This is a genomic window from Paenibacillus terricola (assembly GCF_014779765.1).
Taxonomy (GTDB): domain Bacteria; phylum Bacillota; class Bacilli; order Paenibacillales; family Paenibacillaceae; genus Paenibacillus_T; species Paenibacillus_T terricola.
Genome location: NZ_JACXZA010000011.1, coordinates 1 through 13420 on the forward strand (window position 1 = coordinate 1; position 13420 = coordinate 13420).

The window sequence follows — 13420 nt, forward strand, 5'->3', positions numbered from 1 at the left end:
TGTAAGATCCCTGGAAGACGACCAGGTTGATAGGCTCGAGGTGGAAGCGCAGCAATGCGTGCAGCTGACGAGTACTAATCGATCGAGGGCTTATCCTAAAATCCTTCTTCGGAAGGTAAAGCATATGCTAAAGCTAAGGATTCAACATTCGCATCCAGTTTTCAGGGTGTAACCACCTGGTCAATCAATGACAAGTGCATTGAGTGAATAGGATTACACGCAGCGCTTGGTCGCGCTGTATGCCTGATGGTATCCATTACCATAACAATGGACAAGTGTGGCGGTGTAGCTCAGTTGGCTAGAGCATTCGGTTCATACCCGGAGGGTCGGGGGTTCGAGTCCCTTCGCCGCTACCACTACCTTAATCAATTCCCATGGAGGCTTAGCTCAGCTGGGAGAGCATCTGCCTTACAAGCAGAGGGTCGGCGGTTCGATCCCGTCAGCCTCCACCATATTTACGAATGCGGAGCCGTGGTGTAGAGGCCTAACATGCCTGCCTGTCACGCAGGAGACCGCGGGTTCGAATCCCGTCGGCTCCGCCATTCCCTTCAACATTTAATGCAGGGATATAATTGAAAATTGAATAAGGCTCGGTAGCTCAGTTGGTAGAGCAGAGGACTGAAAATCCTCGTGTCGGCGGTTCGATTCCGTCCCGAGCCACCATTTGATTCCTGATGCAATGGCGCAGAAGGTTCGTTAACATGGAGGATTAGTGAAGTGGCTAAACACGGCAGACTGTAAATCTGCTCTCTCTGAGTTCGGTGGTTCGAATCCATCATCCTCCACCACTTATTTTACAGCAAGAGCCATTAGCTCAGTTGGTAGAGCACCTGACTTTTAATCAGGGTGTCGTAGGTTCGAGTCCTACATGGCTCACCATTTATCCAACAAACAAGCACCACAGACTACGGTCTGTGGTTTTTTTGTGTTCTTCGAATGGAACGATCATACAAGAAATTCGTAAGCATGGTAGGGAGTATGTTACAATGACCTAAAAGAAAAAGGCTTACATGGATAGGGGATAAGGAATGAGCATGTCGGATTGGGAACAGCTGCAGCACATTTTGAAATGCCCGATCATTGCTGAAGATTTGCTCGTGTCGGATCATTCAGAATGGACAAGTTTAGAGCCGGGTACGGTATGGATGGAGGAAGCGGAGTCGCTTAAAGTCGTGTGGCGTGTAGACTATCGCATGCTGCGACAATTAACGATTAAGCGCAGCTCTTGGACGGATACAGAGAAGGCATTGGTGCAGTGGGCGATCACGCAGCAGGCTGGACAAGGGTCAACTCACCCTTTTGAGACGGATGGCAAATCAGATCTTGAGCGTAAATCCCGTGCACTAGGGGAATGGATCGTTCAGCAAGCAGCTATTAATGGTACGGAGACGATACCTGGTAGTCTAGCTGCGGATGGACGGCTTTATGCAGAAATGATTCCTTTCTTATTAGAAACGGATCAAGCAGCGGAGGCATCAGCTCTCAATGACCTGCAGAAGCTTTTGGCTTCTTTCTTAGATGAAGAAGTTATTGTAATTCCGCTTAAGGCACAGGAGTGGCTCGTTCTTGCTCCAGTATCATTAACGCGTGACACAATGGATGAACGTGATGATCAGACGGAGATGCTGGAGGACAGCTTGGCTTCAATCGGATCAGGTCTGCAGGAAATGCTGGCAAGCGAGTGGATTGGCGAATGTCATTTAGCTGTTGGACGTCCGATGAAGCCTGTGAAGTCGATTGTTCAATCGGTTATGCTGCTACAAGAGACGATTGAGCTTGGACGCATTTTTGAGATGGGATCGAATATTCATCTTCCATGGAACATGCACCTGGAGCGATTGCTCATTAGCATTCCGGAGAATGTCCGTCTTCGTTATGTGGAACAGGCATTCGGAAGATCAGATGTGTTCATGGAACCAGAGACGTTGTCGACGCTGGAGACCTTCTTCGCATTGGATTGTAATGTAAGTGAGACTGCCAAGAAGCTATATATCCATCGGAATACATTATTGTATCGATTAGATAAGCTGAAACAGGAATCTGGCTTGGATGTACGGGTGTTCCGAGACGCAGTATTAATGAAGATCATTTTGCTATTGTACAAAGTTACGAAAAGGACCTAAATTTTTTGTAAGGAATGTGCATAGTCATATGGGATGCACTGAGTTAATATAGAAACATAACGAAACGAATCATACAATTGTTTAGGGGGAAATGACTCATGGCAGGTGTACGCTTAGAGCATGTGTACAAAAAATATCCAGGTTCCGATCTCGCATCCGTTAAAGATATCAATCTCGACATTAAGGATAAAGAATTCCTCGTACTCGTCGGCCCATCGGGTTGCGGTAAATCGACGACACTTCGGATGATTGCCGGCCTTGAAGAAATTTCCGAGGGTAAACTGTTCATCGGCGACCGCCTTGTGAACGATGTTGCTCCTAAAGATCGCGACATCGCGATGGTATTCCAATCCTACGCCCTGTACCCGCACATGAACGTGTACCAGAACATGGCGTTCGGTCTGAAACTTCGTAAATTCAAAAAAGCAGACATCGACAAACGCGTTCGTGAAGCTGCTAAAATTCTCGATATCGAGCACTTGCTCGACCGTAAACCTAAGGCTCTGTCCGGTGGTCAACGTCAGCGTGTAGCACTCGGCCGTGCTATCGTTCGTGAACCACAAGTATTCTTGATGGACGAACCACTTTCCAACTTGGACGCTAAACTCCGTGGTCAAATGCGCGCGGAAATCTCCAAACTGGCTAAACGTCTTGAAACGACTGTTATCTACGTAACACATGACCAGGTCGAAGCAATGACGATGGGTGACCGTATCGTAGTTATGAAAGACGGTATCATCCAACAAGCAGCTTCTCCTGAAGAGCTGTACAACCACCCAACGAACATCTTCGTTGCTGGCTTCATCGGCGCTCCTTCGATGAACTTCATCGCAGGCACACTGACGGACAAAGGCGGAGAGCTTCGCTTCAAAGCTGACGGCATTGACGTTGTTATGCCAGAAGGCAAAGCTAAAGTTCTTCGTGACAAAGGCTATGCTAACAAAGAGGTTATTCTTGGTATTCGTCCAGACGATTTCCACGAAGAGCCAGTGTTCATGGAAGCTTCGCCTAACACGATCGTATCGGCTCACATCGATGTTGCTGAGAACCTCGGCCACGAGATGATCCTTTACATGAACGGTATTGGTTCGCAAGCAGTAACGGCACGTGTAGACGGTCGTTCGACGCTTCGCGAAGGCCAAAACGTTAAACTCGCTATCGATATGAACAAGTCACACATCTTCGATAAAGAGTCCGAACTGAACGTATTCGAGAACTAATCGATTCGTAATAGATGAACAGCCTCTGAGCTCACAGCTCAGAGGCTGTTTTTTGTTTATCACATAAGAATAAATAAGTTTACGAGCTCATCATCGGAATGGCCTCGATATAGGTTTTCTCACATTGAAGTGGTATTAAGAAAACCGTTTGGCTTACTGCGATGTCTAATAGATATTGGAGAAGATGGGAGGCGAGTGATTGGAACGGGAATTCACCGTATATGAACCGCCAAGTGCAATTGCGAACGAACCATACGGAGATGAGACCGCGTTAGCGGCTGCCGCTATTCAAGGGGACGAAGAAGCATTCCTACGTCGAATAGAGATGGAGCGTGGCAAGCTATATGCCATTGCTTACAGTTATACTCGCCATCAAGTCAATGCGTTAGAGGCGATACAAGAGACCGTGTGCCGGGCATGGCTGAAGCGTAGAACATTGAGAGAACCGCGGTACTGGAGCACGTGGCTTGTTCGTATTTTGATTCGTATATGTATGGATATACAGCGCAAGCAGAAGCGAGAGGTACCGACGGATGATGCGCAGCTCATGCCGGATGTGTCGAATGCAGATGATCCTTCGGATCGTATGGCGCGACGGATGATGATCGAGGTGGCACTCGATCGGCTCGATGCGAAGGAGCGCATGGTCGTCGTGCTCAAGTACTATCGGGATATGACGCTGAGTGAGATTGCATTTCTAATGGATAAGCCGATAGGGTCCGTTAAGACCTGGCTGCATAAAGCATTAGGCAAGCTGCGAACCGAGTTAGGTCAATGGGAAGGAGATGAATAGAAGTCATGCGTAAACAAGGTCGAGATGACGAGTCTCTAGATAAGGAGTATCCTAACGAGCGACAAGCAGAGGAGATCGACCCGAATTGGATGTTCGATCGGCAGGCCATTCAGCAGGAAGAGGTTGATATACCAGACGATGCTTTAAAGGAAGTGATTCGAAGTGGACTGATGCGCGGGAAACAACGGAGCCGCAATGTGCGAAGACGCCGATTGTTAATGAGAGCATCTACAGCGGTCTTAAGTATTCTGCTGCTATTAGCGGTCTTCACCCGCGTCTCCCCTGTCTTCGCTTCGGTGCTGAAGGATATTCCTTTCTTTAACAAATTCGTTCAGCTGATTGATTACGACTCCACACTTCGTTCAGCTGCGAACAATGAGTTCATGCAGGCTGTTCAGGTATCGGATACCGTGAACGGAAGAACGTTTACGGTTCATTTTATAATGACGGATGGGCATCGTCTTGTTCTGTTCTACTCCCTTGAGGGCGAAGGGATTACGAAAAGTAGCAGCCTGAGCAGCTTCAAGATTCAAGGGGCTCATGGTGAGGCAATCCCGGCTGGCTATACGACTTGGGGAGCTGGTGATGAGGACAATAGCGCTGCAGGGGAGAAATTCGATAAAGTGGACATTCGAATCCAGCCAGGAACGACGCTCCCGGATCGGGTTGTATTCCAGACGGAATGCGAGCAAGACAAATTCCAAGTCGAGTTCGACATTGATCAGAGTCGATTCGCAACGATGCGTGAACAATACACCGTCGATAAAGTTTTCCAAATTGGCGGACAATCGTACCATGTAGGTAACGTCACCGTCACTCCGCTACAGGTCGAAGTACCGATTGAGGATATGCCAGGTAACACGAAGAAGACCAATGGGCTAATTGAGCTTGCGTTAGTGGATGAGCAGGGAAATCGGTGGAAATGGGATTCGGGATCGGAGTCTACGATTTATTTCTACAGCAGCTATTATACCCGGCCCAAACATCTGACGCTTGTTGCCGATGGAGCGTATCAAGTGGATACTGGTCGTAAGTTGGTAATCGATACAGATAAGCTTCAGACGATTGAAACACCTGACGAGCGGTTGAGATTAGTCGATACAAAGCCTAGTAGTGACGGTCAGAAGCTGACGCTCACAATTGAGATTGACGGTATGGATAAGATTGAGGGCGTAAAGGGCTATAATCTTTTCAATCAATCAACGCCATTCACGGATGCTGAGGGTCATGCCTACTACCTGGATGGAGGTTCAGGAATAAGCAGTTTGCAGGATACTAGTTTAGATCATTATAAGCAAGAGATTACGTATACGATTCCGAACAAACCGTATAAACAGCCGTTGACATTTGAACTGGATCAGTACCCCGGTTACGTGCTGCAGCAGGTCAAGGTACCGATTCGATAAGAAGAGACGGGCTAAACATTGCGTTTAGCCCGTTTTTCATTTACGATGAAGACATTGGAAAAACGGCGAGGGAGGCAGCGTTGATGCCCAAAAAGGTGAAAGTATCGGAACTCGTTCAGCAGTTCCAGTTTGAGATTTTGTCCGGCGAGGAAGGGCTTCGCCGTACGATAACGACAGATGACTTATATCGGCCAGGGCTTGAGATGGCAGGCTATTTTCATTACCATCCGCGTGAGCGGGTGCAAATACTCGGTAAGACGGAGCTGACATTCCTCCAGACGCTTAGTGCGCAATCCCGTTCAGAGCGGATGGAGAGACTGTGCAATGATGAAGCGCCATGTATCATAATTACACGTGGTCTAGAGGCGCCGACTGAGCTGCTCGAACAGTCCAAACAAGCGAATGTGCCCGTATTGCGAAGCGGTATGGCGACAACGATTCTGCAGAGCCGCGTGACGAACTTCTTGGAGCGTAAGCTGGCACCAACTGCTACGATTCACGGTGTATTAGTAGACGTATACGGCATAGGGATGCTCATTACAGGCGGCAGCGGTATCGGTAAAAGTGAGACGGCGCTTGAGCTCGTGAAGCGCGGTCACCGATTAGTCGCTGATGATGCGGTAGAGATCAGGCAGACGTCCGATAATCAGCTGCATGGATCTGCACCGGAACTTATTCGTCATTTGCTAGAAATTCGCGGTCTTGGCATTATTAATGTTATGACATTATTCGGAGCAGGAGCAATTCGCAACAACAAACGGATTGAGCTTGTCATTCGACTTGAGAACTGGCAGCCGGACAAGCAGTATGACCGTCTTGGTCTGGATGAGGAGACGACTCGCATAATCGATACGGATGTGCCGCTCGTTACCGTTCCTGTACGTCCTGGCCGTAACTTAGCGGTTATTATTGAAGTGGCAGCAATGAACTACCGTTTGAAACGAATGGGTTATAATGCAGCACTGCAATTCACCAACAAGCTTACAGAGACGATCGCAGACGACATGGATGATTATGAATGAGATAGCAAGCCGGCTTAACCGAGCCGGTCTCTTGCGGTGACTCTAATAATTTAAAGGAGACTCGGCCCTATTATGTTGGAAACGCTTCGTCTTAATCCAATTGCATTCGATCTCGGACCGATTACGGTGCACTGGTACGGCATCATCCTGGGTTTGGGGGCATTGGTCGGACTGCTGCTTGCCGTTCAAGAAGGCAAACGCTTCGGCATTACCCCGGACTTCTTCATGGATCTGCTTCTCCTTGGTGTTCCTTCGGCTGTCATCGCTGCACGTATCTACTATGTAGCATTCGAATGGAACCGCTATAAGAATGATTTCTTGTCCGTCTTCAAAATATGGGAGGGCGGAATCGCGATCTACGGCGCGTTGATCGGTGCTTTCATATGCGGCATTCTGTATGCTCGTCAGAAGGGATACAACTTCCTGCGCATTGCGGATATTTGTGCGCCGTCGCTTATCGCGGGCCAATTGATTGGCCGTTGGGGCAACTTCGTTAACCAGGAAGCTTATGGCGGTCCTGTAGAGGAATCGTTCCTGCGGGACAAGCTTCATCTCCCAGGATGGATTGTTGACCAGATGAATGTGGAAGGTATCTTCCACCATCCAACGTTCCTGTATGAGTCGCTCTGGAATGTGGTAGGCATTATTATACTGTTCGTTCTCCGTCGTCAGAAGTTTCTGCGCGTGGGCGAATTGCTGTGCACGTACTTCTTCTGGTACGCACTCGGTCGCTTCTATATTGAAGCATTGCGCACGGACAGCTTGGCATTCTCCGGTCCGGACTGGCTCGCATCGTTCATGAACGGACTGTGGACGCCAATGGAGTGGATGGGCTTCAGCCAAGGTTACTTGAATATCGCAGTAGAAGGCAATGTGCGTGTGTCGCAGCTCGTCAGTGTTGTGCTGCTGCTCGCGGCTATCGTATTCGTCGTTGTAAGACGCGTAACGATCGCCAATCCGGTACGCTATCTAGATCCGATTGTATCGAGCAAGCAGCAAGCGTCCGATATCAAGATTGATTCTTCGGATGCTGCCAACAGCTAATCATTCGTGAAGAGGCTCCTAATCGGGGGAGTGTATAAGGAATGCAATCGGCTCCGTCTGCTCCGCCATTAATTGGCTGACGGCGGGGCCGATTTTTAAGCAGGAAGGGGATTAACGGTTTGACACAGCAGCAAATCAAGACGATGTTGTTTGACTTAGATGGTACGGTGCTCGACACGAACGAGCTCATCATTCAATCTTTTATCCATGCGCTGGATGGTATCGTTGAACCGGGCTTTGGCGCGGAGCACATTATCCCATCGATGGGATTGCCGCTCGTGGATCAGCTCCGATTGTTCTCCGGCAGGGAAGAAGTTGAGGATCTGCAAGACAAATACCGTGAGTTCAACCTGCGTGTGCATGACGAGTATGTGCAAGCTTTTCCCAACGTGAATGAAGTACTGAAAACGCTGCATGAGCACGGTATTCAGTTGGGCGTTGTAACGACGAAGATGCGCCTCACGACTGAGCGGGGTTTGAACTTCGTTGGCATTCGCGAGTATATGAGCAGCATCGTATCAATTGATGATGTGAAGCATGCCAAGCCGCATCCAGAGCCTGTGCTTCGTGCAATGGAGGAGCTTGGCGCCGATCCAGCTACTACGATAATGGTAGGAGACAGCGCGGTTGATATGGAATCAGCTGCAGCTGCAGGCGTCATCCCAGTTGGTGTTGCATGGTCGCTGAAAGGCGAACAGAAGCTGCTTGCTAGCGGCGCGAAACATATCATTCATGACATGCAGGATTTGCTTAAGTTCGTCTAACCAACGTCTATCGACAAGGCGGGTGCTGAATGGGACGTAACGTTGAACGGTTCAAGATGGAAGGTCCGAATGCGTTGTGGCAGGTTTACCGTACGGTGAGCCGGTTCAAAGCGGTACGTAATTTCGTAGCGATTCAAATCGCGCGTTACTGCCCGTCGCTTCCGGTTAAGAATGCGATTTATCGTCGTGTGCTTGGCATGAAGGTGGGGCGCGAGACGGCGTTTGCGTTGATGGTGATGGTCGATGTATTTTTCCCGGAGAAGATTGAGGTCGGTGATAATTGCATTATTGGCTACAATTCCACACTGCTAACGCATGAGTACCTGATCGGCGAGTATCGGATCGGTAAGATTATAATTGGTAATAGCGTCATGATCGGTGCCAACACAACCGTGCTGCCCGGTGTAACGATTGGAGATGGAGCAGTTGTTGCAGCAGGTTCGGTTGTACATCGAGATGTGCCTGCAGGTGCATTCGTTGGTGGCAACCCGCTGCAGGAGCTTCGTGGATCAGGTCCAAAGTGAAGGCCAGACTCTCTCGTGGAGCTGGCCTTTTCCTGTGCTTTCGTGGGCGGGCGCTGTCCCTTGACGGTATGGTCAGATCATGGTACGATTACGACTAATCCTTTGTTTTGGTAGTATGGTAACATGGTATCGCTTTAATGCATCAAAGTAATGTTGGATGATGAACATAGAATAATGGAACTAACAAGAGAGAACGATGGAACACAAACATAGAACAAACCGCAATCTATTCTTATAACAATTGCTAAGAAGGTGAATCCGTATGTCGAAACCTAAAGTGTTTGAGAAACCGATCGGGGTCAAAGATTATTTGCCGCACGCCGTTGCGAAGATGCGCCGGATTGAGCGTCAGACGCTCGAGTGCATGAACCGTTGGGGCTATGAGCAGATCATTACGCCAACGATGGAGTTCTACGATACGGTCGGCGTAGCGAGCTCTACATCCGATCAGAAGCTGTTCAAGCTGCTTAACAACCGTGGCACGACACTTGTGCTGCGTTCGGATATGACAGCGCCAATCGCGCGTGTGGTATCGTCTTTATTGAAGGAAACGCCATTCCCGCTGCGTCTGTCGTACCATGCGAACGTATTCCGTGCGATTGAGGAAGAAGCGGGCCGCGATGCGGAATTTTTCCAAACAGGCGTAGAGCTTGTTGGGGATCCATCGGCTGAAGCGGATGCTGAAGTTGTCGCGCTGGCGATTGCATCGCTAAAGGCTGCTGGCGTGGAACGGTTCAAAATCGCAATCGGTCACGTGGGCTTCTTGAACGGTCTGTTCGAGGAGACGCTGCCAGGACGCCCGGAGGCGCAGGAAGCATTGAAAGCATGTCTGCTTGGCCGCGACTATGTCGGCTACCGCGAGCTGCTGCGCAGCCTCTCGCTGGCAGAGCCAGTGCTTAAGGAGCTTGAAGGCATTCTTCGTCTGCGCGGCGGACAAGAAATTTGCGATCAAGCGCTGCAACTGAGCGGTACGGCAACGGCGAAAGCGTCCATTCAGCATTTGTGCGAAATTTGGGATGTGCTGAAGGCGTATGGCGTATGCGAGAATGTACTGATCGACCTGACGATGATCGGTGATTTCTCTTATTATACGGGCATGACGTTCGAAGGCTACGCAGCGGATCTTGGATTCCCGGTTGTAAGCGGCGGTCGTTATGACAACCTGCTCACCCAGTTCGGACGTCCGGCACCGGCTACAGGCTTCGCGATTAAGACGACGCGCGTGCTCGAACTGCTTGATGGCGTAGAAGAAGCGCAGCCAGAGCGTGTGTTGATCAGCTATGATGCTGCGGGCCGCGCGGCGGCGCTTGAGGAAGCGCAGCGTCTTCGCAGTGAAGGCGTTAGTGTCGTAACGGAGCGGGTAGAAGCAGGGCAGCAAGATACGAATTCTGCTGACAGATACGGATATGCTACATTTATCTCATTTGTCGGATCGCAGGGAACGAAGGGAGCGCAATCGTAGTGAGCGGACAGCAGGAGATTTTGAAGGTAGCAATGCCGAAAGGTCGGATCTATAAACAAGCATCGAAGTTGTTCCGCGAAGCGGGACTGCCGATTCCAGTCGATTTTGACGATTCGCGCAAGCTGATTATTGAAGTGCCTGACGCAAAGATGGAATTCATCATGGCGAAGCCGGTCGACGTGCCGACTTATGTGGAGTACGGTGTAGCTGATATTGGGATCGTCGGCAAAGACGTGCTGATGGAAGAAAATAAAGACGTGTATGAGCTGCTGGACCTTGGCATTGCGAAGTGCCGGATGTCCGTAATCGGAATGCCAGACTGGAAGCCGGTTATTAACCCGCGTGTCGCAACGAAATATCCGAACGTGGCATCGCAATATTTCCGCGAGTTGGGCCAGCAGGTAGAGGTCATTAAGCTGAACGGCTCGATCGAACTAGCGCCGCTGATTGGTCTGGCGGATCGTATCGTCGATATGGTTGAAACCGGTCAGACGTTGAAGGAGAACGGTCTTGTCGAGATGGAATCGATCTTCGGCATTACGAGCCGTCTCATCGCGAACCGCGTGAGCTATCGGATGAAGAACGAGCCTATTCAGAAGCTGTGCGATCTGCTGCAGCAGACGTTAGCTGCAAGAGTGTAATGGACGGGTACGGGTAGAATGAACGGATAATTAGAAGGCTTATCGAAGGGCGGCTTGATCGGGAATATCAGGTCTGCCCTTGGTGAGCGAGTGAACGGGGGATGAAGCTATGCGGATTATGCGTGCAGAGCAGTTCAACATTGACCGGCAGGTCGAATACGGCACTCCGGAGCAGAATGAAGCGGTCAAATCGATCGTTGAAGCGATTCGTACGGAAGGCGACGCAGCGCTGCTGCGACTGACAGAGCAGTTCGACCGCGTGAAGCTGGATGCGTCCTCGCTTCGCGTAACTGAAGCAGAGATTCTAGCAGCGTACGATAAAGTCGACGCTGATTTTCTCGTTGCGATCCGTGAAGCGGCAGTGAACGTACGGACGTTCCATGAGAAGCAAATGCGCAATTCGTGGATCGATATGCAGCCAGACGGCACGATGCTCGGTCAAGTACTGCGCCCGCTCAAGCGTGTCGGCGTATATGTGCCAGGCGGCAAGGCAGCTTACCCTTCGTCGGTGCTGATGAATGTTATTCCGGCTCAAGTAGCAGGGGTGCCTGAGATCGTTATGGTAACGCCGCCATCAACAGGCGGTCAAGAAGGCATCAACCCATACATTCTAGTCGCGGCAGCAGAAGCTGGCGTGAAGGAAATGTACCGGGTCGGCGGGGCGCAGGCGGTAGCAGCATTGGCCTACGGAACGGACTCGATTGCGCCAGTCGACAAAATTACAGGTCCAGGCAACATCTACGTTGCACTCGCGAAGCGTGCCGTGTTCGGTGTCGTCGATATCGACAGCATCGCCGGACCAAGTGAAATCGCAGTGCTTGCCGACGACTCAGCAGACGCTTCTTACGTAGCGGCTGACCTGCTCTCGCAAGCGGAGCACGATGAGATGGCTTCGGCCGTCCTCGTTACAGCGTCCGAGACGCTGGCTGAGGCAGTTGCTGCTGAAGTGGAGCGCCAGCTCGCATTGCTGCCGCGCGAAGCGATCGCACGCAGCTCGATCGACAACTACGGCGCGGTGCTGCTCGTGGATTCGCTCGACGCAGGCATCGACGTTATCAACCGTATGGCGCCAGAGCACTTGGAGGTACTCACGGCGGACCCAATGGCGCTGCTTGCACGCATCGAGAACGCAGGAGCGATCTTCCTAGGACCATACAGCTCAGAGCCGGTAGGCGACTACTTCGCAGGCCCGAACCATATCCTGCCGACGAACGGTACAGCGCGTTTCTCGTCGCCAGTCAACGTAGACGACTTCCTCAAGAAGTCGAGCTTGATCTACTACAGCAAAGAGGCTCTTCTCGCCAACGGCGACAAAATCATGACGCTCGCCCGCCACGAAGGCCTCGAAGGCCACGCCCGCGCCATCGAAATCCGCCTGGAAAAAGAGGGCGGCAAGTAAGAAGCCATAGGCTTCACTTGCACTTGCACTTGCACTTGCACTGGCCTTGCACTTGCACTTGTACTTGCATTGGCACATAGTAGGCCCAAAAGCTGATTGCTGACGGGTACAGCCAGTACCTTCAGGTGTTTCCGCGCAGCGAGCAATGCGAGCCAAGCGGACCCAAGCTATATAAAAAGTGCTGAGCTAGACGTATGCACCACCGCGAACAAAAGCGGAGAGTGCGGAATCACTCTGGAGAAACGTAGTGGTCGCCTTTGTCACTCGGGTTGTTACCATATCTGAATCTATAAGTTCAGAACAATCCGAGGACAACAGCGATCGGAAGAGTGATCCGCGCTCGGAGCGGGCTAGAACACAAACGTAATGTTTTATCATTAAGCATTTAGTCTTTTATTTCAATCAAAGTGAGGTCAAATAAATGTCCGAAATCGTACAACGCGCAGCCGAAGTGGCGCGCAAAACCAACGAAACCGATATCAAACTCGCCTTCGCCGTCGACGGCAGCGGGCAAGTAAACCTCGAAACCGACGTGCCTTTCCTCAACCATATGCTCGACCTGTTCGCGAAGCACGGCCAGTTCGATTTGACGGTCGACGCTCGCGGCGATGTAGAGATCGACGATCACCACACGGTCGAAGACATCGGCATTTGCCTCGGGCAAACGCTGGCAACGGCACTTGGCGACAAGCGCGGCATCAAACGTTATGCAAGTGTATTCGTCCCAATGGACGAAGCGCTGGCACAGGTTGTGGTCGACTTGAGCAACCGTCCGCATTTTGAATACCGTGCAGAATATCCGTCCCAACAAGTTGGCAGCTTCTCTACTGAGCTTGTAGAAGAGTTCCTCTGGAAGTTCGCGCTTGAAGCGCGTATGACGCTGCATGTTATCGTTCATTATGGCAAGAACACGCACCACATGATCGAGGCTGTCTTCAAGGCGCTTGGACGCGCACTGGACGAAGCAACTAGCATTGATCCACGCGTACAAGGAGTGCCTTCGACGAAAGGGGTGCTGTAAC

General features: G+C 50.7%; 12 protein-coding genes, 6 tRNA genes and 1 rRNA gene. All 19 read left to right on the top strand.

The annotated features are described in order from the left end of the window. A 23S ribosomal RNA gene (locus tag H8B09_RS28465) occupies nucleotides 1-98 on the top strand; the annotation flags it as partial. Nucleotides 99-279: 181 nt separating this feature from the next. Continuing rightward, nucleotides 280-356, top strand: a tRNA-Met gene (locus tag H8B09_RS28470). A 20-nt stretch (nucleotides 357-376) separates the two neighbouring features. Next, nucleotides 377-452 (top strand) — tRNA-Val (locus tag H8B09_RS28475). Between the two features lie 13 nt (nucleotides 453-465). After that, nucleotides 466-542 (top strand) — tRNA-Asp (locus H8B09_RS28480). 45 nt (nucleotides 543-587) lie between these two features. Continuing rightward, nucleotides 588-663 (top strand) — tRNA-Phe (locus H8B09_RS28485). A gap of 40 nt (nucleotides 664-703) precedes the next feature. Then, nucleotides 704-788 (top strand) — tRNA-Tyr (locus tag H8B09_RS28490). A 15-nt stretch (nucleotides 789-803) separates the two neighbouring features. Next, nucleotides 804-879: transfer RNA gene (locus H8B09_RS28495), tRNA-Lys, on the top strand. A gap of 149 nt (nucleotides 880-1028) precedes the next feature. Beyond that, the gene (locus tag H8B09_RS28500; RefSeq protein WP_224754107.1) at nucleotides 1029-2123 is read left to right on the top strand and encodes a PucR family transcriptional regulator; all 1095 of its coding nucleotides are present in this window, start codon (nucleotides 1029-1031) and stop codon (nucleotides 2121-2123) included. A 98-nt stretch (nucleotides 2124-2221) separates the two neighbouring features. After that, a complete protein-coding gene (locus H8B09_RS28505) occupies nucleotides 2222-3343 on the top strand; it encodes an ABC transporter ATP-binding protein (protein WP_191206973.1) in 1122 nt (373 codons plus the stop codon). Nucleotides 3344-3542: 199 nt separating this feature from the next. Continuing rightward, nucleotides 3543-4136 carry a sigma-70 family RNA polymerase sigma factor gene (locus H8B09_RS28510; RefSeq protein ID WP_224754108.1) on the top strand — a complete coding sequence of 198 codons (594 nt, stop codon included), beginning with the start codon at nucleotides 3543-3545 and terminating at the stop codon, nucleotides 4134-4136. A gap of 5 nt (nucleotides 4137-4141) precedes the next feature. Next, complete coding sequence (locus H8B09_RS28515) at nucleotides 4142-5542, top strand: DUF4179 domain-containing protein (protein WP_191206974.1); 1401 nt, start codon at nucleotides 4142-4144, stop codon at nucleotides 5540-5542. A gap of 83 nt (nucleotides 5543-5625) precedes the next feature. Beyond that, nucleotides 5626-6564, top strand: a complete 939-nt coding sequence (hprK, locus tag H8B09_RS28520; protein WP_191206975.1) for an HPr(Ser) kinase/phosphatase — start codon at nucleotides 5626-5628, stop codon at nucleotides 6562-6564. A 72-nt stretch (nucleotides 6565-6636) separates the two neighbouring features. After that, on the top strand, nucleotides 6637-7608 hold the full coding sequence (gene lgt / locus H8B09_RS28525; protein WP_397376105.1) for a prolipoprotein diacylglyceryl transferase: 972 nt from the start codon (nucleotides 6637-6639) through the stop codon (nucleotides 7606-7608). A 143-nt stretch (nucleotides 7609-7751) separates the two neighbouring features. Continuing rightward, the gene (gene ppaX, locus H8B09_RS28530; protein WP_191207056.1) at nucleotides 7752-8372 is read left to right on the top strand and encodes a pyrophosphatase PpaX; all 621 of its coding nucleotides are present in this window, start codon (nucleotides 7752-7754) and stop codon (nucleotides 8370-8372) included. A gap of 29 nt (nucleotides 8373-8401) precedes the next feature. Further along, nucleotides 8402-8896, top strand: a complete 495-nt coding sequence (locus tag H8B09_RS28535) for an acyltransferase (protein WP_191206976.1) — start codon at nucleotides 8402-8404, stop codon at nucleotides 8894-8896. A 262-nt stretch (nucleotides 8897-9158) separates the two neighbouring features. After that, nucleotides 9159-10358 carry an ATP phosphoribosyltransferase regulatory subunit gene (locus tag H8B09_RS28540; RefSeq protein WP_191206977.1) on the top strand — a complete coding sequence of 400 codons (1200 nt, stop codon included), beginning with the start codon at nucleotides 9159-9161 and terminating at the stop codon, nucleotides 10356-10358. 32 nt (nucleotides 10359-10390) lie between these two features. Continuing rightward, entirely contained in the window at nucleotides 10391-10999 is a 609-nt protein-coding gene (gene hisG, locus H8B09_RS28545; RefSeq protein WP_224754115.1) for an ATP phosphoribosyltransferase, read from the top strand. A gap of 109 nt (nucleotides 11000-11108) precedes the next feature. After that, a complete protein-coding gene (gene hisD, locus H8B09_RS28550) occupies nucleotides 11109-12398 on the top strand; it encodes a histidinol dehydrogenase (RefSeq protein WP_191206979.1) in 1290 nt (429 codons plus the stop codon). A 421-nt stretch (nucleotides 12399-12819) separates the two neighbouring features. Continuing rightward, nucleotides 12820-13419, top strand: a complete 600-nt coding sequence (hisB, locus tag H8B09_RS28555; RefSeq protein ID WP_191206980.1) for an imidazoleglycerol-phosphate dehydratase HisB — start codon at nucleotides 12820-12822, stop codon at nucleotides 13417-13419. The last annotated feature ends 1 nt before the right edge of the window (nucleotide 13420 follow it).